The 23,165-nt window shown below is 64.7% G+C and carries 23 protein-coding genes and 1 tRNA gene; 8 read left to right on the forward strand and 16 right to left on the reverse strand.

What is annotated here, in order from left to right:
- The first annotated feature begins 56 nt into the window (after positions 1-56).
- On the forward strand, positions 57-2,831 hold the full coding sequence (gene alaS, locus MU558_RS07365) for an alanine--tRNA ligase (protein WP_246973546.1): 2,775 nt from the start codon (positions 57-59) through the stop codon (positions 2,829-2,831).
- 100 nt (positions 2,832-2,931) lie between these two features.
- On the opposite strand, the gene MU558_RS07370 is transcribed toward alaS, so the two are convergent.
- From MU558_RS07370 to MU558_RS07400, 7 genes are all read right to left on the reverse strand, one after another.
- Positions 2,932-3,240: a hypothetical protein gene (locus tag MU558_RS07370; RefSeq protein WP_246973549.1), complete on the reverse strand. Its 309-nt coding sequence runs from the start codon at positions 3,238-3,240 to the stop codon at positions 2,932-2,934.
- Entirely contained in the window at positions 3,240-3,818 is a 579-nt protein-coding gene (locus tag MU558_RS07375) for a hypothetical protein (protein WP_246973551.1), read from the reverse strand. Before MU558_RS07375 ends, MU558_RS07370 begins: the two co-directional genes overlap by 1 nt.
- Positions 3,819-3,885: 67 nt before the next feature.
- A complete protein-coding gene (locus MU558_RS07380) occupies positions 3,886-4,413 on the reverse strand; it encodes a hypothetical protein (RefSeq protein ID WP_246973554.1) in 528 nt (175 codons plus the stop codon).
- Positions 4,413-6,938 carry a vWA domain-containing protein gene (locus tag MU558_RS07385; protein ID WP_246973556.1) on the reverse strand — a complete coding sequence of 842 codons (2,526 nt, stop codon included), beginning with the start codon at positions 6,936-6,938 and terminating at the stop codon, positions 4,413-4,415. The genes MU558_RS07380 and MU558_RS07385 overlap by 1 nt, the downstream gene beginning before the upstream one ends.
- Before the next feature lie 129 nt (positions 6,939-7,067).
- Positions 7,068-7,787, reverse strand: a complete 720-nt coding sequence (locus MU558_RS07390) for a type 1 glutamine amidotransferase (RefSeq protein ID WP_246973558.1) — start codon at positions 7,785-7,787, stop codon at positions 7,068-7,070.
- A gap of 97 nt (positions 7,788-7,884) precedes the next feature.
- Positions 7,885-9,078: an AMP-binding protein gene (locus tag MU558_RS07395; RefSeq protein WP_246973560.1), complete on the reverse strand. Its 1,194-nt coding sequence runs from the start codon at positions 9,076-9,078 to the stop codon at positions 7,885-7,887.
- A gap of 43 nt (positions 9,079-9,121) precedes the next feature.
- The gene (locus MU558_RS07400; RefSeq protein WP_246974867.1) at positions 9,122-9,907 is read right to left on the reverse strand and encodes an alpha/beta fold hydrolase; all 786 of its coding nucleotides are present in this window, start codon (positions 9,905-9,907) and stop codon (positions 9,122-9,124) included.
- Positions 9,908-10,336: 429 nt separating this feature from the next.
- Here MU558_RS07400 and MU558_RS07405 point away from each other — a divergent pair, with 429 nt between their 5' ends.
- Positions 10,337-11,500: an acyl-CoA dehydrogenase family protein gene (locus MU558_RS07405; protein ID WP_246973562.1), complete on the forward strand. Its 1,164-nt coding sequence runs from the start codon at positions 10,337-10,339 to the stop codon at positions 11,498-11,500.
- Positions 11,501-11,623: 123 nt separating this feature from the next.
- Here the strand turns inward: MU558_RS07405 and MU558_RS07410 are convergent, their stop codons facing one another.
- On the reverse strand, positions 11,624-12,622 hold the full coding sequence (locus MU558_RS07410) for an asparaginase (protein ID WP_246973577.1): 999 nt from the start codon (positions 12,620-12,622) through the stop codon (positions 11,624-11,626).
- Between the two features lie 203 nt (positions 12,623-12,825).
- On the opposite strand from MU558_RS07410, the gene MU558_RS07415 reads away from it, so the two are divergent.
- Positions 12,826-13,998: an MFS transporter gene (locus tag MU558_RS07415; protein ID WP_246973580.1), complete on the forward strand. Its 1,173-nt coding sequence runs from the start codon at positions 12,826-12,828 to the stop codon at positions 13,996-13,998.
- Here the strand turns inward: MU558_RS07415 and MU558_RS07420 are convergent.
- Complete coding sequence (locus MU558_RS07420) at positions 13,992-14,381, reverse strand: thiol-disulfide oxidoreductase DCC family protein (RefSeq protein WP_246973582.1); 390 nt, start codon at positions 14,379-14,381, stop codon at positions 13,992-13,994. The genes MU558_RS07415 and MU558_RS07420 overlap by 7 nt on opposite strands.
- 112 nt (positions 14,382-14,493) lie before the next feature.
- Here MU558_RS07420 and MU558_RS07425 point away from each other — a divergent pair, with 112 nt between their 5' ends.
- A complete protein-coding gene (locus tag MU558_RS07425) occupies positions 14,494-14,817 on the forward strand; it encodes a 4Fe-4S dicluster domain-containing protein (RefSeq protein WP_246973584.1) in 324 nt (107 codons plus the stop codon).
- A 296-nt stretch (positions 14,818-15,113) separates the two neighbouring features.
- On the opposite strand, the gene MU558_RS07430 is transcribed toward MU558_RS07425, so the two are convergent.
- Both MU558_RS07430 and MU558_RS07435 read right to left on the reverse strand, forming a co-directional pair.
- Entirely contained in the window at positions 15,114-15,278 is a 165-nt protein-coding gene (locus MU558_RS07430) for a DUF6757 family protein (protein ID WP_246973586.1), read from the reverse strand.
- Between the two features lie 184 nt (positions 15,279-15,462).
- A complete protein-coding gene (locus MU558_RS07435) occupies positions 15,463-16,233 on the reverse strand; it encodes a PHP domain-containing protein (RefSeq protein ID WP_246973588.1) in 771 nt (256 codons plus the stop codon).
- Between the two features lie 155 nt (positions 16,234-16,388).
- On the opposite strand from MU558_RS07435, the gene MU558_RS07440 reads away from it, so the two are divergent.
- Positions 16,389-16,676 (forward strand): DUF5789 family protein, encoded by a 288-nt coding sequence (locus MU558_RS07440; protein ID WP_246973591.1) that lies wholly within the window; start codon positions 16,389-16,391, stop codon positions 16,674-16,676.
- A 109-nt stretch (positions 16,677-16,785) separates the two neighbouring features.
- On the opposite strand, the gene MU558_RS07445 is transcribed toward MU558_RS07440, so the two are convergent.
- On the reverse strand, positions 16,786-17,793 hold the full coding sequence (locus tag MU558_RS07445) for a DUF5784 family protein (RefSeq protein WP_246973593.1): 1,008 nt from the start codon (positions 17,791-17,793) through the stop codon (positions 16,786-16,788).
- 106 nt (positions 17,794-17,899) lie between these two features.
- Between MU558_RS07445 and MU558_RS07450 the strand changes: the two genes are divergently transcribed.
- Positions 17,900-18,073, forward strand: coding sequence for a DUF5786 family protein (locus MU558_RS07450; RefSeq protein WP_246973595.1), 174 nt, complete (start codon positions 17,900-17,902; stop codon positions 18,071-18,073).
- On the opposite strand, the gene MU558_RS07455 is transcribed toward MU558_RS07450, so the two are convergent.
- From MU558_RS07455 to MU558_RS07465, 3 genes are read right to left on the reverse strand one after another with little or no spacing between them, the layout of a single operon-like run.
- Complete coding sequence (locus MU558_RS07455) at positions 18,070-18,771, reverse strand: DUF7530 family protein (RefSeq protein ID WP_246973597.1); 702 nt, start codon at positions 18,769-18,771, stop codon at positions 18,070-18,072. The two genes, MU558_RS07450 and MU558_RS07455, sit on opposite strands and share 4 nt — an antisense overlap.
- Complete coding sequence (locus MU558_RS07460; RefSeq protein WP_246973599.1) at positions 18,771-19,715, reverse strand: NAD(P)H-binding protein; 945 nt, start codon at positions 19,713-19,715, stop codon at positions 18,771-18,773. Before MU558_RS07460 ends, MU558_RS07455 begins: the two co-directional genes overlap by 1 nt.
- A gap of 58 nt (positions 19,716-19,773) precedes the next feature.
- Entirely contained in the window at positions 19,774-20,673 is a 900-nt protein-coding gene (locus MU558_RS07465) for a YkgJ family cysteine cluster protein (RefSeq protein ID WP_246974870.1), read from the reverse strand.
- A 79-nt stretch (positions 20,674-20,752) separates the two neighbouring features.
- On the opposite strand from MU558_RS07465, the gene MU558_RS07470 reads away from it, so the two are divergent.
- Positions 20,753-20,989: a DUF7561 family protein gene (locus MU558_RS07470; protein ID WP_246973602.1), complete on the forward strand. Its 237-nt coding sequence runs from the start codon at positions 20,753-20,755 to the stop codon at positions 20,987-20,989.
- Between the two features lies 1 nt (position 20,990).
- Here the strand turns inward: MU558_RS07470 and MU558_RS07475 are convergent.
- Positions 20,991-21,078 (reverse strand) — tRNA-OTHER (locus MU558_RS07475).
- A gap of 160 nt (positions 21,079-21,238) precedes the next feature.
- Here MU558_RS07475 and MU558_RS07480 point away from each other — a divergent pair.
- The gene (locus MU558_RS07480) at positions 21,239-23,008 is read left to right on the forward strand and encodes a helicase C-terminal domain-containing protein (protein ID WP_246973605.1); all 1,770 of its coding nucleotides are present in this window, start codon (positions 21,239-21,241) and stop codon (positions 23,006-23,008) included.
- The last annotated feature ends 157 nt before the right edge of the window (positions 23,009-23,165 follow it).

A 23,165-nucleotide genomic window follows, 5' to 3' on the forward strand; every position in this document is an offset into this window, starting at 1 on the left:
GCGTTCGGGTCTCCGTCCCGGAACTGTTTTACCCGCTGCATGGTCATGTGAGTCTAATGAGCGAACTCGAGGAAGAGTACCGCCTCGACTATTTCGAGGAGGAAGGCTTCGAGCGAAAGGAGTGCTCGAAGTGTGGCGCGCACTTCTGGACGCGCGATCACGACCGCACGACGTGTGGGGAACCGCCGTGTGAGGACTACAGCTTCATCGACAACCCGGGGTTCGACGACGAGTACAGCCTGGAAGAGATGCGCGAGACGTTCCTCTCGTTTTTCGAAGAGCACGACCACGAGCGCATCGACCCCTACCCCGTCGCGGCGAACCGCTGGCGCGACGACGTCCTGTTGACGCAGGCGTCGATCTACGACTTCCAGCCGCTCGTCACGAGCGGGGAGACGCCGCCGCCGGCGAACCCGCTGACCATCTCGCAGCCCTGTATCCGGATGCAGGACATCGACAACGTCGGCAAGACGGGCCGACACACGATGGCCTTCGAGATGATGGCCCACCACGCGTTCAACACGCGCGAAGACGCCGACGAGGAGTACGCCTACGAGGGCGAAGTCTACTGGAAGGACCGCACCGTCGAACTCTGTGACCGCTTTTTCGACTCGCTGGGCGTCGACCTCGAGGAAGTGATCTACATCGAGGACCCGTGGGTCGGCGGCGGCAACGCGGGGCCGGCGATCGAGGTCATCTTCCGGGGCGTCGAACTCGCCACGCTCGTTTTCATGTCGATGGAGCAGGATCCCGACGGCGAGTACGAGATGAAAGACGGCAACCGCTACAGCCCGATGGACACCTACATCGTCGACACCGGCTACGGGTTAGAGCGGTGGACGTGGGTGTCCCAGGGGACGCCGACCGTCTACGAGGCCGTCTACCCCGACGCGATCGAGTTTCTGAAGGACAACGCCGGACTCGAGTACACCGACGAGGAGGAGGCGCTGCTCCACCGCGCCTCGAAGCTCGCGGGCTACATGGACATCGACGAGGCCGAGGACATGGAGACCGCCCGCGGTGACATCGCAGACCGCCTCGACGTCGACCGCGAGCGACTCGAGGAACTGATGGAACCCCTCGAGGACATCTACGCCATCGCAGACCACTGCCGGACGCTGGCGTACATGTTCGGCGACGGCATCGTCCCCTCGAACGTCGGCACCGGCTACCTGGCGCGGATGGTTCTCCGGCGGACGAAACGGCTCTGTGACAACGTCGGCGTCGACGCGCCGCTTGACGAACTCGTCGACATGCAGGCCGAACGCCTCGAGTACGAAAACCGGGACACGATCCGCGACATCGTCCGCAACGAGGTCGAAAAGTACCGCGAGACCCTGGAGCGTGGCGGCCGTCGCGTCGAACAGCTGGCCCGGGAGTACGCCGAACGCGGCGAGGCGATCCCGACGACCGAACTGATCGAACTCTACGACAGCCACGGCATCCAGCCGGACATGGTCGAGGAGATCGCGAGCGACGTTGGCGCGGACGTCCAGGTGCCGGACGACTTCTACAGCCTCGTCGCCGAGCGCCACGACACCGCCGGCGAACTCGAGGTGGACGAAGAGAGCGAAGACGAACGGTTCGAGGACCTCCCGAAGACGGAGAAACTCTACTACGACGACCAGCAGCGAACCCAGTTCGAGGCGGTCGTCCTCGACGTCTTCGAGCGCGAAGACGGCTACGACGTCGTCCTCGATCAGACGATGTTCTACCCCGAAGGCGGTGGCCAGCCCGCAGACCGGGGGACGCTCTCGACCGACGAGACGACCGTCGACGTTCGCGACGTCCAGATCGACGACGACGTCATCCTCCACCGGACCGACGAGCCGCTGAGCAAAGGCGAGTTCGTCAACGGGCAGATCGACGCTACCCGCCGTCGCCAGCTGATGCGCCACCACACGGCCACCCACGTCATCATCCACTCGGCCCGGCAGGTCCTCGGCGAGCACGTCCGACAGGCCGGTGCCCAGAAGGGTGTCGAGTCCTCGCGGATCGACCTGCGCCACTACGAGCGCATCTCTCGAGAGGACGTCAAACGGATCGAACGCGTCGCAAACGGCATCGTGATGGAGAACACCTCCGTCAGCCAGGAGTGGCCCCACCGCCACGAGGCCGAGGCCGAACACGGCTTCGACCTCTACCAGGGCGGCATTCCGCCGGGGACGAACATCCGGCTGATCCACGTCGCCGAAGACGTCCAGGCCTGCGGTGGCACCCACGTCGCCCGCACCGGCGACATCGGCGCGATCAAGATTCGCTCGACCGAGCGCGTCCAGGACGGCGTCGAACGCATCACCTTCGCCGCCGGCGACGCCGCGATCGAAGCGACCCAGCGCACCGAAGACGCCCTCTACGAGGCCGCAGACGTCTTAGACGTCTCGCCCGAGGAGGTCCCCGAGACCGCAGAACGGTTCTTCGAGGAGTGGAAGGATCGGGGCAAGCAGATCGAGGACCTGAAAGAACAGCTCGCGGCGGCCCGTGCCGGTGGCGGCGGTGGCGGCGAGGAGGTCGACGTCGGCGACGCGACCGCGGTGGTCCAGCGGATCGACGCCGACATGGACGAACTCCGTGCCACGGCGAACGCGCTGGTCGACGACGGCAAGATTGCCGTCCTCGGCAGCGGTGCCGACGGTGCCCAGTTCGTCGTCGCCGTCCCCGACGGCACCGGCGTCAACGCCGGCGAGGTCGTCGGCGAACTCGCCCAGAAAGTCGGCGGCGGCGGCGGCGGCCCGCCGGACTTCGCACAGGGTGGCGGCCCCGACGTCGAGGCGCTCGACGACGCCCTCGAGGAGGCACCCGACGTGTTGCGGCAGGTGCTGAACGCGTAAGCGTTCGCGAGTTCTTCTCCGGTATCGGTTCCGATAGCGTGTTATTGCGACGGAGATCTCGAGCCTTCTCATCACCCATCAAGAGGCGCGATAGATTCGATCAGAGCAGGCGGTCTCGGATGCGCTGCTCGATCCCCTCGACATCCTCGAGCCCCCCGAGATTCTCGAGGAACCGATCCATTTCTCGGAGACTCTCCTCCGTGAGGACGCCCTCGCGAGCGACACGGCCGAGGCTGATGAACAGATCCACTTTGGCGACGTCGACGTCGAGAGCTATGACCTTCGAAACGATGGTCTCGTCGTCCCGATCGTCGAGGCGGACGAACGCCGGAGGGACTCCTCGCAGTAACGTCGAGACCATCAGCTCGTCGGCAGCGGCATCCGCAGGGACGTCCTCGAGCATCGCCATCATGAATGCGGCGGGATCATCGGGATCGTCTCGATCTCCCAGCCCTCGAGCTGTTCTCGGTCCGTCAGCCCATCACCGGTCGTGTCGATCCGGGCGGGGTGGTGTTCGGCGTAGATGACCCACGCGTGCAGTTTCGTCTCGTTGTCCTCCTGGAAGACGCGATAGTTGATGTCGACCGTCTCGTTGTCGCGGATGCCGTCGCCGCTCGTATCGAGGGCGATCGGATCGAGCTCGAGTGACTCACCGACGACGTCGACGTCCAGTTCGACCGACTTCGGCCAGCCGCTGGACACGGAGACCACGTGACCGGAGAACTGGTGGTCAGTGTAGTCCTGTGGCTCGTCTGGATTGGGCTTGATCCCGACATCGGTTTCGACTGCCCGTTCAACGGCAGTCGGCAGCGCTGGATAGAAATCTATCTCACAGCGTTCGCCGATTATTGACTCGGAAGCGTGCATGTCCGGGTCGAAGCACCCGAGCTCGACAGACGCCGCCTGCAGGACGACCCGTTGTTCGTAGATAGTTCCCTGATACTCACAGTGTGGGGGGATATCTACGATATTTGCCTCGATCGCCATGGATTGTGTGGTTCACCTTATTTCCGTCCACCTTTACCGTTATCTTCCCAAAGATCTGTCTATTCTACTAATTTGTATTGTTATTCTCGTTCTCGTGTTTGTGTTCCATCAGTTGCTCAAGAGCATCCTCCATCTCAGAAATAGTATCTGTCTCCTCGAGTTGTGGGTTGTACTCTGTCAGACATTCCACCAATTGGCTCCCGGCCCTCTCAACGGCTGAGATGAATTCATCAGTCGTGGTGGTTGCTGTGTTGACTAGTTCGGGATATTCATCCGGATTCTCGACTGCTTCCCAAATTAACCGATGAGAGAGTTCCACGGTCGTCTCGTCAACAGGATTAAGTACCAGATACGAGGGTCCGTTGTGGTTGATGACCGTCTGTCGTTCACCGTCAAGAACAGCAATACTACTATCAACTATTCGGAACACAAAATCCGAGACCCACGTTGGCAGATACTCGTCTGCATTTCCAACCAGATATCGATCGTTGGCACTAATTCGGACACCACCGATCGGATCCGGATTACCATTTTTGATCGACGCTCGGAACTCATCGTCGTCCCGGAATTCTATTTTTATAGTAGTGTTATCCATCAGATCCACCCCTCGTTCCATTTTTCAACAGCAGTTCCAGTCTCAGGATATGCTGTTTCTATTGATCCATCCTGTTTTACCACGACGCGCATCCGTTCAATTCCTTCTTGAGGGACCGGCGTAAGCATATATTCTGTTTTCCCGATAGCACTACCACCCGAGGAGTCACCGCTTTTAATAGCTTCGTAGATTAGGTCATCAATTTCGTTTGTTGTCATTTTATTTGGTAATGTTTTCCCCTCTATTTTTTGACCTACTGGCCAGAAGCTTGTTATTCCATCTTCAGAGACTGCATCTTTTCCCACTCCCTGGATATGGCGTTGTTCAATATGTCTCCATCCAAAGTCACTAGTGCCCTGTTCAAGCCATCTTACGTCACCATCTCTTTTTACGATAACATTCGTTCCATGTATATTTCCTTCTTCGGCGACGTGAAGTATATTGGCTGGTTCCAGATCAGGATCAATATTTCGGTATTGGCGTGCATCAGTACCACGATTGACGTAGACATCTGTCATCCGGTTCGTCGTCATCTGATCCTGATCGAGCAACCGACGCACATCGCCTGCAGTGTCCAGTTCATCGACGAACGCCCGTGCCGCACTCGGATCCGAGCTCTTCGAGAGGCGTGCCGCGAGCGCTGCCTGCTCGCTCGAGGACAGGTCCTCGAGGTGACGCAGGTCCTCGTCGAGGTGGTCGAAGGCACGCTTAATGCCGCCGGCGGTATCGATACCGTGATCGTCACGGAGGTGTCGCGCCACAGTCGGTGCATCGACGTGTGGTGTACCGCCGTCGGTGACGATCCGATACGTGATTTTTCCGGTTGTCGTCTCCGGCCCATCGAGCTGACGAAGACCTCGAGCGGTGTCGATGTTGTCTCCAGCGTCGTCGAGTACGTGGCGGAGGTCGTCGGCACTCGAGACGCCTTTCAGCGTACCCTTCGATCCGACGAGGAATTCGACGACGAGATAAGTGGTGTACCCCTCGTACCAGCCCGCGGCGAACTGGCAGTAGTCGGACGTGGGTTGATCGTCGTCGAGGTACTGGTCTGTACAGTACGTGACGTCTCCAGTCGGTGAACCAGTCGGCGACTGCTCCGGATTGTCTTGTGCCTGGGTTCGGTGGACGTTCGCACCCATGTTTCGCGCAACCTGAACCCAGAATTCAGCGTCAGATCTGGTGGGGTCTTGCTGGACTGCAAGGTACTCCTCGGTGAACGCCGTGACTGCCTCGGCCAGTTGCTCGGGATCGCCGACGAGCAACCGAACGAAATCAGGGACCTCTGCTGCACCGTGCGTAAGTCCCGAAACAGTGCCGAGATCCCGCTGGTCCATCCAGGAGTATTCGGTAGCTACCCTGCCGGCGATCGACCGTTCGGTTTGGACGATCTCGGTACCGGTGTTTCCGACCGCATCTTCGGTCGTTACATCGGTTTCTGCCCCACGGAACTCTGTCAGTACTCGCTCGCCTTCGGCATAAAACGAGATATCGCCCTCCCGAACGGGCGAGACAGATGGATAGGTTTTCGCGAACTCCGTGACTCCAGATTGCTGTAGTTCGACACGGTCGACACCAAGTGAATCTACCACGAGGAGATCGAACTCGTAGACGTAGCCAGGCCGGTCGACATCAACCGACGGGGTCTCGACCCCGTCCCACCCGACACTGAAACCTCCCTCGACGTCGAGGTTGCCTTTGGTCAGCCGGCGATTAAACTCGAGGAGGTGTGCTTCAGGCGGTGTCGTCGTGAAGACTGTCGGATCTTCCTCGGGACGATAGAGTGCCTCGACGTCGGAAATGCCGTCGGCGACCGTAGCGGTGCGTTTGGGATCGGTGCCGAGGTCGTGTTCCTCGAGGTCGGTTAGTCCGTCACCGTTCGTATCGGATACCAGTGGATTCGCAGAGACGCTCCGCGAGTCGAAATACGAGGACGTAGCACGATCATCGTCTGAAATGAGCGGTGCCATCAATTCTTGTGCATCTTCGTGATCGTCGACGACCTCGATCTCCCATCCCTCGAACTGTTCTCGGTCCGTCAGCCCATCACCGGTCGTGTCGATCCGGGCGGGGTGGTGTTCGGCGTAGGTGACCGACGCGTGCAGTTTCGTCTCGTTGTCCTCCTGGAAGACGCGATAGTTGATGTCGACCGTCTCGTTGTCGCGGATGCCGTCGCCACTCGTGTCCAGCGCGATCGGATCGAGGTTCAGCGGTTCGCCGACGACGCCGGGTTCGCCGGTCGGCATCGCCAGGTCCATCTCCGCAACCCGGTCGGGAATGCCGTCGCCGTTGGTGTCCTCGAGGTCGACGCCGGTCTGGTTCTCGGCGACCCGCTCGAAGGTGTCGGGCAGGTCGTCGGCGTCCTGGACGTGATAGAAGTCACCACCGGTAATGCCGGCGATCTCCCGGAGTTCGTTCTCGTCGATGCCGCCGCCGACGCCGATGGTGCTGATCTCGACGTCGCGCTCGGCGGCCGTTTCGGCGATACCGATCGGGTCCGGTCCACGATTGGTGTAGCCGTCGGACAACAAGATGATCGTCTGGGAACGGTTGTCCCAGCCGTTGCGCCCGAATTCGCGAGTGCCGCCTGTAGCACAGAACCCGTATTCGTCGACCTGCAGGCGTTTAGATCGTCGATGCTCGAGGTCGGCCGAGCGTCAGGTCGACGCGTCGTGGTCGCCGTCGGTCGCGGCCGTCGACGGTCGCACCTCCCGGACGTACTCGAGGAAGTTCTCGAAGACGAGTTTCGCCTGACCGGTCCGGGCGTGATTCTCGGCGGTGATGCTCTCGAGGACGCGCTGCTTGCGGTCCTCGTCGAACTCCTTGCGCTGGACCAGTTCGCGGGCCGTCTTTCGATCGTACTCGGGATGAAACTGGACGCCGAAGACGTGGTCCTTTCGGAAGCCGTGGTTCGAGTACTCGTTCGTCGCGAGCGGGTCGGCCCCCGGCGGGAGCGTCGCGACCTCGTCCTGGTGGGAGGTGAACGCGACGAACCGCTCGTCGATCCCCTCGAACAGCCGCGAATCGCCGACCTGCTCGATCTCGCTGTAGCCGATCTCGTAGGCACCCATGTCACAGACGGTGCCCCCGAGGACGTCGGCCAGCAGCTGGTGGCCCCAGCAGACGCCGAGACACGGGAGTCCGCGATCGATCGCGCCGCTCACCCACTCTCTGGTGGGGGAAATCCATGCCTCGTCGTCGTAGACCGACGACCGTGAGCCCGTGACGGCGACGGCGTCGAAGTCGAACGTCTCGGGCGTGTGGCCGGCGGTGGCGTCGAACTCCGCCAGCGAGGCGTCGAGTTCGCGCCGAAAGTTCCGCGTCGTGTTCGCGTCCTCGTGGGCCGCGTTGAGGACGGCGATTCGGGGTCGACTCATCACACGTTTCTGATGGCTCCGTGAAAATAGACCTTCCGCCCGGTGTCGGCGTTGCCGCGAGCCGCGAGCGCGGCGGCGGCCGAAGCCGGTCACGTCGTCAGGATGGCGCGTACCGTCCGTCCTCGTCACGACGGAACCGTTTGCCCGTCTCGAACCAGCCGTCGACGAACGCGCCACCGTCGCGGTCGACACTCGAGTCCACAGCGTCGTCACCGTCGCCGATACTGGCAGGACTTACGTACCCGTCGGCGACGACCGGTCCCGACAGCTGCAGGCGTCCCTCACCCGCGCCCTCGAGGACGCCATCGTCGACGAGTCGCGCCTCACAGCCGAGAACCGGCCGGAAACGGGTCTCGTCGACGCCCGCTAACGGCTCCGTCAGGGCGTTTGGACACTCGAGGAAACCACGGGCGCGAGTCAGTGGAACGCCTCGTTCGCGAAACGCCTCGTGGATCTCGTCGTCGACGGACGTTTCGCTGATGGCCCGCGAGACCGACCCGAGCCCGTCGTCGAACCCGCGAGCGGCGAGTTCCCGGAACTCCACGGCTCGTCCGACGAGCAGGGTCGCGTCCTCCTGGCGGATCGCCTCGAGTGCGTCGCCGGGATCGAACGCCCGGTCGAGCAGGATCGTCCCGCCGACGTAAAGCAGCGGGAGTGTGACCCGGAACAGCCCGTCGAACGTCGACAGCGGGAGGAAAAGCGGCACGCGATCGGTCCGACCGAGCCCCCACGTGGCAGCGCTCGCGATGCAGTTTCGCTCGACGGTCTCGCGGGAGAACGCGACGACCGGGGATCCACCGTCGTCGTGCAGGTAACACAGCGGCCCGTCCTCGCTTGCGGTGGCCGTTTCGGGAGCGACCCCCGTCGATTCGTCCACCACGACGTCGTCGAACGTGGCCGTCGCTTCTCGAGACAGCGCCCGAACCAGGTCGCGCTGGGCCGGTTCGTGGACGACGAGGTCGGGATCGATTCGGTCGATCGGGTCGCCGACGGTCGCAGGCGTCGACCGGTGGGAGAGCGGCGCGAACGTCACACCGAGTCGATGGCAGGCGAAAAACAGGGCGAGTGAGGCGACCCGGTTCCGGCTGACGACGCAGACGACGTCGCCGGCACCGATTCCCGTTGCTACGAGCCCGGTCGCGACCCGGTCGGCGAGGGCAGCGAGTTCGGTATACGAGACTCGCGTCCCGTCGACCGTCTTCGCGGATGCGTAGAATCGTGACTCCGAGACGTCGACGATCGCCGTTCGATCACCCCACAACTCCGCCCGACGCCGGATCGAGAGTGTCACGACTCGAGCTACGACGTCCCGCTACGTAGTAGTGTAGCAGGATCTACTCCTCGAGTGCGTGCTCCTCGAGAAAGCCCACGATCTGGTCGTTTACCTCGCGAGAGCGCTCGACGAACGAGAGGTGGCCTGCGCCCTCGAGGGGCTGGAACTGCCCGCGTGGGAGCTGCTCGGCGAGCGTTCGGCCCGACTCCGGCGGGACGAGGTCGTCGTCGGTTCCGTGAAAGACGAGCGCAGGCTGGGTCACCTCGAGTCCCCACGCCGTCGCGTCGAACGACTCGAGAGCGGCGGTCTGTGCCTCCCATCCCTCGCGGGTCGCGTCGCCGTCGGCTCGCCAGTCGACGATCCCCTCGAGGAGGTCCTCGGGCTGTTCCGCGAGGAAGTCAGCCGAGAGGACGCCCTCGAGCGAGGCACGGAGTGCGTCGCGATCGTCCAGCGGTGCGTAGAGCGGGTCGAGGTCGAAGTCGTCGCCACGCGCGCCGGCTCCGAACAGCGTCAGCGTCTCGACCCGCGTCGAGGTCCGGGCGGCCTCGAGGGCGACGGCACCGCCGAGGCCAGCGCCGACGACGTGGGCGTTTCGCGCCCCGACGTCGGCGAGGACGGCTTCGAGGTCGGCTGCGAGCGTCTCCAGGTCGTACGGGCCTGGTGGGGCGTCCGATCTGCCTGTCCCACGAGGATCGAAGACGACGACATCGAATGGGCCGGCGAGGGCGGCATGTTGCCACCCCCACGACCAGCCGCCGAGACCGGCCTCGGGGACGAACGCAACGGGATCGCCGTCACCGGCGGTCTCGTAGTACAGCGAGACGGATCCGTTCGAGGCTGTCGGCATAGTCGACTCGAGGAGTTCGTTCGGGACGACGGTTTCGGTTCCACTCGAGCGTTCCCTCCTCGGTGGTGCCGTTCGACCGGAGAAAAGCGGCGACCGGACCGCTCGAGCGCCGACAGGAAGACGCTCTCGCGGTCGCTGGCAGGTGGGCCGGGCGGCCTGCGTACTCCCTGCGTTCGCGCGAGGGCGGCCCGTCGCGGGTCGTGTACCCCTACCCACAGACAGGCATACTGTTATTAGTTATCATATAACATAATACTGTCGGCGAGTGATAAGATCTGCGAAAAACGATCGATGGCCGGTCGACGGACGTCACCGGCGATATCTGACGTTCGACGGTGACGAGATACGACTGCGTCCGTGTGACGTTCCAGAACGATCGTCGTCTTCGAACGCGAGTCTTTTTCACCTTTCCAGTTTCAGAACCTACCCATGCTCGACTACGTGCAACTCGAGGCCGACCTCGACGAAGAGGAACGGCTGATCCGCGACACCGCCCGCGAGTTCGTCGACGAGGAGGTCCGCCCGGAGATCGGCGACCACTTCGAAGCGGGTACGTTCCCAACCGAGCTGATCCCGGAGATGGGCGAGATGGGGTTTTACGCGCCGAATCTCGAGGGGTATGGCTCGCCGAACGTGTCGGAGACGGCCTACGGGCTGTTGATGCAGGAACTCGAGGCGTGTGACTCGGGGCTGCGTTCGATGGCGTCGGTGCAGGGCGCACTGGTGATGTATCCGATTCACGCCTTCGGCAGCGAGGACCAGAAAGAAGAGTGGCTGCCGAAACTGGGTGCGGGCGAGGCGGTGGGCTGTTTCGGGCTGACCGAACCCGAGCACGGCTCGAACCCGTCGGCGATGGAGACGCGGGCCGAACGCGATTCCGACGGCTACGTGCTCAACGGCTCGAAGACGTGGATCACGAACTCGCCGATCGCCGACGTCGCCGTCGTCTGGGCGAAAGACCACTCGAGCGAGGGGTCTCCGGTGCGGGGTTTTCTGGTCGAGACCGACCGCGACGGCGTGACGACCAACAAGATCGACGAGAAACTCTCCTTGCGCGCGTCGATCACGGGCGAGATCGGCTTAAACGACGTGCGCGTCCCCGAGGAGAACGTCCTGCCGAACGTCGAGGGCATGAAGGGGCCGCTGTCGTGTCTCACACAGGCCCGCTACGGCATCGCCTGGGGCGCTGTCGGCGCGGCGCGAGACTGCTTCGAGGAGGCACGGCAGTACGCGACGGATCGCGAGCAGTTCGGTGGGCCGATCGCACGTTTCCAGCTCCAGCAGGAGAAACTCGCGGAGATGGCGTCTCAGATCACGCTCGGCCAGCTCCTGGTCCACCGGCTGGCGGACCTCAAGGAACGTGGTGACCTCCGTCCACAGCACGTCTCGCTGGCGAAACGCAACAACGTGCAGATGGCCCGCGAGCAGGCCCGCGTCGCCCGCGAGATGCTCGGCGGCAACGGCATCACTACGGATTACTCGCCGATGCGCCACCTCGCGAACATTGAGACCGTCTACACCTACGAGGGGACCCACGACATCCATACGTTGATTCTGGGTCAGGATCTCACCGGTATCGCGGCCTTCGAGTGACGAAGCTGGCTCGAGAGACGGCGCGATCCGGTGAGTTGGCCGGTATCGCGGCCTTCGAGTGACGAGGTCGGCTCGAGAGACGGCGCGATCCGGTGACCGTTGCCCACTCGAGTCTCCGATCCGTTAGAGCGTTTCCGTTTCGTCGAACAGGTCGCGAACGTCCTCGAGGCCGCCGTCTGCCGACAGCGCGAGCGCCAGTTTGATCCGGGCTTTCCACGGCTGGAGGTCGCCACCCGGGATCGCGCCCGCCTCGCGGAGCGTCTGCCCGCCGCCGGGACCGCCGTACAGTCCGGCCGTCGTCCCGGCGTGACAGCGGGAGGTGAGCACGACGGGAACGCCCTCGTCGATCGCCGACTCGAGGGCGTCGCCGAGCGCGCCCGTCGTGTTGCCGAGTCCGGTACCCGCGACGACGACGCCGTCGACGCCGTCCTCGAGTGCGCGCTCGACTTGCCGTCCGTCGACGCCCATCGCGTTCGTGACGAGTTCGACGCGAACGTCGCCGTCGACTCTCGCACCCGGAACCGACGCCGAGTAGCTCCGTGGCTCCCGGAGGAACCGGACGCCGTTCGGCGTGAACTCGGCGACCGGGTTCGCGTCCGGCGATTCGAACGTTTCGAGTTTGCTCGTGTGGCCTTTCACGACCCAGCGGGCGGCGTGGACGGCGTCGTTGAACGCGAGGTACGCGCCGTTTTGAAACCGCTCGTGGGCGGCGGCACGGACCGCCGCGAGGAGGTTCGTCGGTCCGTCGGTTCCCAGCTGGTCGAACGGTCGCTGTGCGCCCGTGAAGACGACGGGGAGGTCTACCTCGCAGGCGAGGTCGACGTAGTACGCCGACTCGGCCATCGTGTCGGTCCCGTGGGTGACGACGACGCCGTCGGCCCCGTCCTCGGCGGCGCGTTCGACGGCGTCGACGATCTTCCCGGCGTTCTCGAAGTCCATCTGGAAGCCCGAGACCTGACAGACGTCGACGACGTCGATCTCGGCGTGGTCGGCGATCTCGGGGACTGCCTCGACGAGGTCGTCACCCGACTCCGAGGGCGTCTTCCCCGACTCGTCTGCCTCGTCTGCGGACGTGCTCGCGATCGTACCGCCGGTGCTGACGATCCTGACGTGCGGTGGCATACGAGAGCCCTCGAGTCGAGGCGACAAGTGTCTGTCCAGTTCGGCGAATCGCTCGCCACAGTTCACGCCACCGCTCGGAACTGCTCGAGTAGGTGATCTGTTTCTCTCGCTCGAGGCGTCGGCTGCCGATATCAACACCCTCATGGCCTCGCCCGCATGACGGATAGGTGAACTGCCGCGACGCGACGACCGGCGGGTGACCCATGCGCTGGAGATACAGAGAGACCGTTCTCACGCTGAGTACGCTGGCCTTCTTCGCGACGATGGTCGCCAGACTGGCGATCAGCCCGGTCGTGCCGGCGATCACCGACGAGTTCGGCATCTCGAACACGGTGATCGGAATCTCGCTTACGGGGCTGTGGATGTTTTACTTCCTCTCGCAGTTTCCCAGCGGCGTGTTCGCCGACCGGTACGGCGAACGATCCGTCATTCTCGTCTCCGTCGGCGGGACCGCGCTCGCGAGCCTGCTGCTCGCGCTCTCCCCCGTCTTTCCCGTCTTCGTGCTCAGTACCGTCGTTCTCGGTGCCTTCGCCGGGCTTCACTACAGCGTCGCGACCACGCTACTGACGCGCATCTACGACGACATCGGCACCGCGATCGGGGTCCACAACAGCGGTGGGCCGGCTGCCGGACTCGTCGCGCCGGTCGTCGCGGCGTGGATCGGCGTCCGGTACGGCTGGCGGCTCGCGATCGCGATCGGCGTCGCCACCGCCGTTCCCATCTTCGTCCTGTTCGCCTGGCGCGTCCGCCCGACCGAGCCGCGCCGCCCCGACCAGCCGATGCGCGAGCGGTTCGAACTCGAGTCGGTCCTCGAACTGCTCTCGCGGCCGAAGATCGCCTTTACCGTCTGTCTGGCCGTCGCCGGGGCGTTCGTCTGGCAGGCGACTGCCTCGTTTCTCCCGACGTTTCTCGTGGACCACCGCGGCCAGGCGGAGACGACCGCCGGCGTCGTCTTCTCGGCGTACTTCGTCGTCCAGGCGATCACGCAGGTCGGCGTCGGCGCGGTGTCAGACCGGTACGGACGCGATGTCGCGACTGCAGGCTGTATGATCCTCGCCGCGTCCGGGTTCGTCCTGTTGATCGCCGTTCCTGGCGTCCTTGCGGTCGGGGCCGCCGTCTTGCTGATCGGCACGGGCCTTGGCTGGGGCGCGGCGCTGTTGCCCCGGTTCATGGACGAACTCTCCGAAGCCGAACGCGGGGCCGGCTTCGGGCTCGTCCGAACCGTCTACGGCGTCGTCGGCTCTGTCGGTTCCGTCGCGACGGGGTTCGTGGCGGACGTCTTCGGCTGGGGCGTCTCCTTCGGCGTCCTCGCGACGCTGCTCGCGCTCGCGTTCGTCGCTCTCGTCGTGAACCGGGCGTTCTCGCTCGGTTACTGACCCTGCGACTCGCGACACGCCGGCGGCTCCCGGTGAAAGAGTCGTCCGAACAGCGCCCGGTGGTCGGCGACCTGTCGGTACAGCGGTTCGCGAACGCGCTCGTGACCGGGCAGCCGACGGAAGACCGCGACGGCGTACCGCGAGGGTGACTCGAGTCGCGAGAGGGTCTCCTCGATCGCCTCGCCACAGGAGTAGACGGCGTCGTCGGTCAGCAGGTGCGCACACTCCTCGTAGTCCGTCGGCAGGCGGGCGCGCTGGTCGGGCGTGAGTTCGGAGAAGCCGACGAGTTCGAACTCGCCGCGAGCGACGGCGTACTCCGCACTCCACGTACAGAAGCCGCAGTCGTCGTCGTAGACTAGCCGCGGCGAATGCTCGCGTCCCATACCGAACGAACGGGCCGGGAATCCAAAAGCGCCCGTCTCGCTCGAGGCGACGGCAGCGTCGCTGGCGGATACGTACATTTAAGTACGTTTCACCCGTTTTTCGCCCCTAGCAATGGCCATAGATCCGCAGTTCCACGAAAACCGTGAGAAGGTCGGTGAAGAAAACGGCGTCGCCGTCTGGGGGCCGGTCGACGAACCCGAGCAACTCGGCATCCACGGCACGCACGTCGCTGTCGACTACGACCTCTGTATCGCCGACGGTGCCTGTCTCGAGGACTGCCCGGTCGACGTCTTCGAGTGGGTCGACACGCCGGACCATCCCGAAAGCGAGAAGAAAGCAGAGCCGACCCACGAGGCCCAGTGTATCGACTGCATGCTCTGTGTCGACGTCTGTCCGGTCGACGCGATCGACGTCGACGCGGGACGGACGGCCTGAAGACATTTTTGCCATCACGGTGGCGATTCCCGGAGACGCGTCTCTGCCGATCTCGAGTACCTACCGTTCGAGAAGTAGGTAGTACCTGCCGTCGAACGTCGGTCGACGATCGAAAATACGGCCAGACCCACTCGAGTCACCACGCCGTCGAACTACCGTGCTGACGTCCCGTCAGCGAGGACGGAGAACGTACCCTGCGGGCGATCCACTCTCTTCGTAACGCCTGCTGTCCGTCGTTCTCGGCGCAACCGCCGGCCAGCTTGCGGTTGCGCCGAGAATAGGTACAGCAGGCATTATCACTCGGCGCGGTCGACGTCGACCTGCTCTTTGAGCGCCTCGAGCCCGTCGGCCTCGGCGAGTTCCTGCAACCGCTCGCGGAAGTGTTCCTCACAGAGACCGACTCTGATACCCTCGGATTCAGCAGCGAAGGCGGCCTCGCGGTCGCAGTAGTGGCAGTTCATACCATTCCATAGTTGGTGAACCGGTTTGAACCCTCCGCTATCGGACGGCGCTACCGTCAGGCGTGGGTATAGTGCCCGGTGAAAGTCGTCGCGTACCCGATCACGAACATCGACAGCCAGCCTCGGTCTCGTTACCGAGGCTGGCCGCTTGGCTGTGATCGGGTGTAAATCGTTTCAACGGGTACTATAATTCGAGCCGTCGGTACGCCGCCTCCGAGAGGCCGGCGAGGCCGAGTCGATCGTCGTGGGCGTCGCTGCCGCCGGTGACGAGCAGTCCGTTGCGGTCGATCGCCCGCTCGATCGGTTCGCAGTCGACGTCCCGGTCGTAGGCGTAGTGGCGTTCGACCGCGTCGAGGTCACTCGTTAACTCGAGTGCGCGCGCCGGGTCGCGGTACCGCAGCGGGTGGGCGAGCGAGACGACAGTGCAGGCCTCCGAGAGGACGCGTCGTCCTCGCTCGAACGACGGGACCTCCTGTGGTACGTAACAGGGCTCGCCGAACCCGATGAGCTGGTCGAACGCGTCCTGGTAGTCGTACCCTGACTCGGGGTGGTCGGCGATCGCTCGCGCGACGTGTGGCCGGCCGAACCCCGGCTCCACGTCGACCTCGAGATCGATCCCCAGCCGATCCTCAACGCAGTCGACGATCGTGCGACCGCGTTCTTTCCGATTTCGCTGGACATCTTCGACCGTCCGTTCGAGCGCAGCCGTGGGTGTGACGCCGTAGCCGAGCAGGTCCACCCGATCACCTTCGGGAGGCTCGACGCGGAGTTCGATCCCGTGGACGATCGTCACGCCGTCGCGCTCGACGACCGGGTCCGAGAGCGGCTGCAGCCGATCGTGATCTGTGAGTGCGACGACCGAGACGCCGGCGCGCCGCGCCGCGTCGGGGACGTCCTCGAACTCGAGCGTGCCGTCCGACCGGGTCGTATGGACGTGGAGATCGGCGTAGGGCATGTTCGTCTCGAGCGTCGGACACCGTATAGCCGTTATCACTCGAGCGTGCTGTCACGGCCCATTCTAGGACGATTAAGGGAAGAAAGGACACTCCCAGTCCTAAAGAACGTCTATGGACAATGTTTATAATTATCGTTCACGACTGTTCGCGTGTAATGCTGCTCAATGGCACCGGCGAGGTCATCGACGACCACGAGTACCCTGCGACTACCGAGGAACTGATCGAGACGTGCGGCGAGCACCGTCTCGAACTCCCGAACGGGACCGAAACGGTCGAAGAGGTACTCGGCCGCCTCGAATCCGAGACGTTCGAGTCGCCGGAAGACGCCCGCTTTGCGGTCTACTCCGCGGTGAGCGACAAGGCCGTCGGCCGCGTCGGCTACAGCGACCGCGACCCGACGCCGCTCGGGAGCCCGTACGCCCCCGACGCGATGTCGTTCTAGGCGTCTCGTCTCTTTTCATTGGCCGAACCGATCGTCCCGATAGCTGCTGCTCGTGCGTGCGGTTTCGCCCGTCTTGACGGCTCGAGTGCCTGCTCGTACTTGGGCAGTATCAGTCGACGAACTCGATCGCGTCGGCTAGCTCGAGTGGCACCGATCCCTTGCTGTAGCCCTCGACTCGCCCGTTCGGTCGGGCGCGGTAGACGACGGCCGGCCGGTGACGGACGTCGGGTCGTTCGTCGCGGACGGCGGCCCAGGCGTCGTCACGGAAACTCGAGCAGTCGACGAACAGGGTCGCGCCGCCGCCGTGTTCGGCGAGCTGGCCGTTAGTCTTGGTCTCGGCGGTGTCCCGGACGGCGGCCACGGGACCGGCGGCGGCGCGGTTCGCCGGCGGCTGGGGGCGCGTGACCTCGACCAAGACGTTCGTCTCGTCGTCGGTCGCCCGGAAGTCGAGCGAGTGTCCGGTCGTCACCTCGATCTCGGGGACGACGTCGTAGCCCGCGTCGACGAGGACCTTCGCCGCGACGAACTCGCCCATCGCGGCGCTCATGCGCACGCGGTCGACGTGGTCGCTGGTGCCGAGTTTCCCCGACATGACGTGTCGGTACTCGTCGAGTGTGCCGGTCGAGAGGAACTCCTCGAAGAAGCGAGTCGCCTCCCGGCGGCCGGCGTCGGGGAAGCCGGCGGCGTGCTCGCGAAAGAACGCCCGGGTCGACTCTCGGCCGTCTTTCGACATGAACACGGGGAGGAAGTACCACGAGAGGTGCGGGTAGTCTGCAAGCCACGGGTCGCCGTCGTGGAGGTCGGCGAGCAGTTCGCGCTGGGCCCATCTCGAGACGTGGTAGGGAATCTCACGCCAGCCGTACTTGTCGGTCTTCCAGAGCGCACTCGGCGTCTCGGTGTTGCCCATCCAGTAGGCCTCGTCGTCCCGGCGGGCGAACAGCGCGACGTCGCCGTTTTGCATCTCGAAGCGGTGTGTCTCCCACCCACCGTTGACGTCGAACTGGGGGGAGACGGCGCGTGCGCCGATGTTGCTCCGGAGCGGCTGGAGAATCTCTCGTCGAACCCGTTGCTCGCTCCACGACTGGGGCGAGTATCGAAAGCGAAGCGGCCGTGCCACGGTCGTTCGTAGGCACGGCGGCGTGATACGTCTTCCGTCCGTGCACGCATCATGAACAACCGTTACATTGATAAGCGCTAGCTTCCAATCTATGGGTGTATCTACCATGTCAATGGGTGCCTATGACGAAGACGAACACGAGCGCCGTGAGAAACAGGCCTCGAAAGTCGACACCGACTTCGACGACGAGCGGACGATCTATCACGGGAAAGTCGAGTACGACTCCGGCGACTCTGCAGAGGCGCTCCTGAACAAGTTCGAGGAGATCAAGTCGAACTAGGTGCCGATTTCTCGTCCCTGCGTGCGTACGGAAAGCACCGTCGCTGCAGTCACTGCCACGACGTGGCCGACGAGCGCCACCAGTAACACCGGCTGGTCTGTGACGAACGGCACCAGCAGCAACTGCGTGGCGGCGAAGACGACGTTCAGTGCGTCGACGCGCCGGTAGCGACGCGTCGTCTCGGCGTCGAAACTGTACGAGACCGCCCGCCAGACGCCGGTCACGCTCGCCCACCAGCTCGCACCGATGCGATAGACGAGATCCCAGCAGACGAGCAACGTCACGTAGACGACGGCGATCGGCGGCTCGGGGCCGAACAGGGTGACCACGAGCGACTCGCCGGTGGTCCGCGGATCGTAGACGAACAGGTACGTGACGAACGCGACGTACGCCAGCACGCCGAGGACGACCTCGAGTCCCGACCCGAACAGGAGTCGCCGGTACGTCGTCGGCATCGGAAGCGTGCGCACGGTCCGGCTAAACCGGAGCATGAGCCAGCTGCCGGTGACGGCAACCACGACGGCGACCGTCCCCGCGATCGCCGCCGTCCAGAGGTCGTAGATCGCCGCGAGCCCCAGGATAATCCCCTCGAACGCGACGAACTGGATCGCGAGTGCGACCCGTTCCGAGACGTCGACGCCGGGGATCGCACCGACCATGCTCTCGTAGACCCACGTCTCGCCGTACTCGACGTCCATCAGCGACTCGAGTCCGCTGGCGGTCGCTCGAGTTCGCCGACGCCGCCCTCGGCGGCCGATCGTTCCTCGCGGACGCGACGAACCGCCGTCTCGAACGGCGTCAGCTCCACGGGAACGAGCCGCTCGATTCGCGAGTCCGTGACGACGACCGGGTTCTCGAGTCCCTCGATCAGCGGGTGTGCGACCGACGCGGGGACGTCGGTGACGAGGTCGACCCAGTAGGCGGACAGTCGGGGAGACAGCACGGGAACCGGAACGATCAGCGGCGCACGCCCCTCGAAGATGCGAGCGACCGTGACCAGCATCTCCCGGTAGGTGAGCACGTCGGGACCGCCGATCTCGTAGGTCTCACCCGCAGTCTCCGGGACGTCGAGGATGCCGACGAGGTAGGCGATCACGTCGTCGACGGCGATCGGCTGACACGGCGTCTGCACCCACCGCGGCGTCACCATCACCGGCAGTCGCTTGACGAGCTGGCGGATCATCCGGAAGCTCGCGCTCCCGTCGCCGACGACGATCGCAGCCCGGAGGACGGTGAGTTCTGCGGTTCCGTCCGCGAGGATCGCCTCGACCTCGCGGCGCGAGCGGAGGTGTTCCGAGAGCCGGTCGCTGTCGTCGCCGAGCCCGCTGAGGTAGACGATCCGGTCGACCCCGGCCGCACTCGCAGCGCGCTCGAAGTTGTGTGCCGCCCGGCGGTCTCGCTCTTCGAACCCCGCGCCGCTACCCATCGAGTGGACGAGGTAGTAGGCGACGTCGATCCCCTCGAGGGCGTCCTCGAAGCTCCCCGGCTCGAGCAGGTCGCCCTCGAAGACGGTCACGTCAGCTGGCGGCTCGTAGCGTTCGGCGTCGCGGACGAGGACCGACACGTCGCGACCGGCCGCACAGAGTTCGGGGACGAGTCGGCTTCCGACGAAGCCGGTCGCGCCGGTGACGAGCGTTCGCATACCACGGCTAGGACACGCGTAGTCTTAAACAGGGGCTCGTCTGCCGACGGCGACGCCGCTATCGGGACGACCGATCCGTTACGGCGTCCCATCCGGGCGTCGTCGGTGCGCCGCGGTCGTCTTCGATTCGCGTCGCCAGGTCGGAATCTGGCGATTCGCCGTCGTCGCGGCGTCGCTCCCACTCGCAGATTGCCTCCCTGGCCCACGAGTCGGCCGCGAGCGCCCGTTCTTTCGCCCGCTCGTAGTGGTCGTCGGAGATCGCGAGCGTCCCGGGGCTCGAGGCGGCGGCGACGGCGACGAACTCTGCGCGGTCCGTTGCGGTCGACGCACCGCGGGCGATCCGGTCGACGACGCCTTCGAGGTCCGCGGGTCGAGGGTGGGTGAACACTTTACTCCCGATCGCCTGCCGACCGAGCAAGAGCCCGTCGGTCTCTCTGGGATCGGCGTCGCGAAGGCGGTCGCCGCCGAAGGCGTCCTCGACGCGCTCGCACTCGGTCTCCTGCTCGAGTGCGAGGTTGTGGGCGGGGTAGTCCGCACACTCCGCCGGGTAGCGATCGTCGTCGTGGATCCGACACTGCAGCGTCGTCGGATCGAGGAAGACGCAGGTCGGGAGCCACGACTCCGTCTCCCGGTCGAACGGTGCGACCGGCTTCGGGGGCTTGCGGAGGCCGACGAAAAAGGCCGGCCGGCCGGCGATCGTCGCCACCCGTCGGCCGTCGATCTCGAGACCGTCCTCGTCGTCGGCCGCGTTCCACAGCCGTGGCGTCAGCGCGTCGGCGAGGCCCGTCTCGAGGAACGCTCGAACTTCGTCGCGAGCCAGCGGGACGAGGTTGTGCGTCTCGTCGAGGGGATCTCGTGGCCCACGGCGTTCGTGATCGATCGCCTCGCGTCCCTCGGCTGCGAGGAGCGGCCGCCAGTCGATACAACACCCTGCACAGCCCTCGCAGTGGACGTCCATGGTTCGTCGTACGATTGACACCTCCTTAACGTCCACGCAACGGGGAACGCCTTTCACCGCTCGAGACCGACACTCGCACATGGCAAAGCAGTCCTGCGACGGCTGTGGCCGAACGATCTCGGTCGCCGGCGGCATCGCCAACATCTGGACGTTCGGCCGGAACGCCGGGAGCGAGACCACGGGGATGACCCTCGAGTTCGAGGACGGGACGAGCTATCTGCTGTGCTTTCCGTGCATCGAGTCGCTCCCGGAGCACCCGACCGCCGACGACGTCGACGCGCTCGAGCCGTACGATCCGGACGAGGAGTCGGTCTAGGCGGAAGGGGTGGGATTCGAACGCCACGAGGCCGGAGGCCGCCGTGGGCCAGGTGGCACCACGGTGCTCTACCACTGAGCTACCCTTCCGTACGCGAGTCCGTCGGCGGAGTTCGTATTAGTAATCGACCTGTTACTCGCCCGGTAGGCAGCGACTTCGGCTGGCGGATTCGTACCTCGCGGCGGTCGATTCGACAGCACTCGAGACGGTCCGCAGGCTTTAGGGTGTCACCAGTCGGTGCATCGAACGGTGAATCCCGAGCGGATCTTCGACGAGTTTCCCGCGCCGAGCTATCGCGGCAATCAGGAAGCTGCCCTCCGTGACATCCGTGATGCCTTCCTCGCGGGTAACGACGTCGTGCTGGTGCGTGCGCCGACCGGGAGCGGCAAGTCTCTCCTGGCCCGGGCAATCGCGGGCTGTGCCCGGCGAATCGACGACGCCGAACCCAGTGAGGCGACGGGTGCCTACTACACGACGCCGCAGGTCTCGCAACTGGACGACGTCGCGAGCGACGACCTGCTGGCCGACCTGAACGTCATCCGCGGGAAGTCGAACTACACCTGCATCCTCCCCGGCGAACTCGACACGCCGGTCAACCAGGCCCCCTGCGTGCGAGAACGCGGCTACGACTGCTCGGTCAAACACCGCTGTCCGTACTTCTCCGACCGGGCGATCGCCTCCAACCGATCGATCGCGGCGATGACGCTCGCGTACTTCATGCAGACGGCCGGCAGCGAGGTGTTTCGCAAGCGCGACGTGGTCGTCGTCGACGAAGCCCACGGGCTGGCGGAGTGGGCCGAGATGTACGCGACGATCCAGCTCGGTCCCCGGACCGTGCCGTTCTGGGACGACCTCCGGATTCCCGACGTCGACGGCGTCGACCGTGCCGCTCGCTACGCCGAGAACCTCGCCCAGGTCTGTACCCGACGCAAAGACGACCTGCTCGCACAGGATCAGCTCACCCCCGCCGAAGTCCGCGAGCGCGACCGCTTGCAGGAGCTCATCGGCGAACTCGAGTGGTTCGTCTCTGACTATCGCGACCCCGAGAGTCCGACGACGTGGCTCGTCGACCAGGCCGATCCCCCGGCCGACGACGAGGGTGGCCCGCTCACGATCAAACCGATGGACCCAGAGCGATACCTCCAGCACACGGTCTGGGATCGCGGCAACACGTTCGCGCTGCTGTCGGCGACGATCCTCAACAAGGAGGCGTTCTGCCGGCAGGTCGGGTTGAACCCGGCGACCGTCGCTCTCGTCGACGTCGGGCACACGTTCCCGGTCGAGAACCGGCCGCTCTACGACGTCACGCAGGGGAAGATGACCTACGAGCACCGCGACGAGACGCTCCCGAAAGTCGCCCGGACCGTCGTCCGGATCATGCAGACCCACCCCGACGAGAAGGGACTCGTTCACGCTCACTCCTACGACATCCAGGAGCGACTCGCCACGCTGCTGTCCGACTTCGGCGTCGGCGAGCGAATCCGAACGCACAGTCGCGAGGATCGAGACGACGCCCTCGAGGCCTGGAAAGCCACCGACGACCCCGACGTCTTCCTCTCGGTGAAAATGGAGGAGGCGCTCGACCTGAAAGGCGACCGCTGTCGGTTCCAGGTCCTCTGTAAAGCGCCGTTTCTCAACACCGGCGACTCGAGAGTCGCCCACCGCCTCGAGCAGGGCCAGTGGGCGTGGTACTACCGGACGGCGCTTCGGACCGTGATCCAGGCCTGTGGCCGCGTGATCCGCGCGCCGGACGATTACGGTGCCACGTACCTCGCGGACTCGAGTCTCCTCGATCTCTTCGAGCGCGCACGAACGGACATGCCCGACTGGTTCGCACAACAGGTCGACTGCACGTCCAAACCGGACCTGCCGGCGTTCGACCCACGAGCGGCACTCGGAGGGCCGACGTCCGGAAACGACGAACCGAGCGAGAGCGACCGGGTCGCGTCGCGTCGCCGACGGTCACGTCGATCGTCGCGCTCGAGTCCACTGGCAGACGTCTGGGAGACGGACGGGTAGAACTTGTTTCCGTACCGTCCGTCGACGATCCGTATGATGGGGGATCAGGGAACAATCGGGGACCGTCGATGCCACGCCTGCCGTGTAGACGAATCCGCTCGACCGTGAATTATCTATGCTCCGATATCTGTTTCACGCTGTGCAACAGTTCCGCCGT

Source organism: Natribaculum luteum, from assembly GCF_023008545.1.
In the GTDB taxonomy this organism is placed as follows: domain Archaea; phylum Halobacteriota; class Halobacteria; order Halobacteriales; family Natrialbaceae; genus Natribaculum; species Natribaculum luteum.